This is a genomic window from Streptococcus sp. HMSC064H09, assembly GCF_001812625.1.
Taxonomy (GTDB): domain Bacteria; phylum Bacillota; class Bacilli; order Lactobacillales; family Streptococcaceae; genus Streptococcus.
This window is the reverse complement of sequence record NZ_KV809586.1, coordinates 1-217: the sequence shown is the minus strand read 5'-3', so window position 1 is coordinate 217 and position 217 is coordinate 1. Positions and strand designations below refer to the sequence as shown.

Sequence of the window (217 nt, the reverse complement as noted above, 5' to 3'; positions counted from 1 at the left end):
GCTATTGCAAATAACGGTGCAAAATCAGCTCCACTACCGTCATCGACTAGAATAATATCAAACATCTGATTTTCCTTATCCCGAATATTTTTCAAAAGTTCCAACAAACGGTCATAAGGTTCATAGGCAGGAATGACAATATCAACATCTTGAAACATCATCGACGTTCTCCTTTCTGACTTTTATTTTCGTACATTTTCTTATCAGCTATTGCAAA

Annotated in this window: 1 protein-coding gene; it reads right to left on the bottom strand. The window is 35.5% G+C overall.

Annotation, left to right across the window (positions count from 1 at the left end; translation table 11 throughout):
• Positions 1-161: glycosyltransferase family 2 protein (locus HMPREF2867_RS11020; protein ID WP_141750997.1), on the bottom strand; the 161-nt coding region annotated here is incomplete at its 3' end.
• Positions 162-217 lie beyond the last annotated feature (56 nt).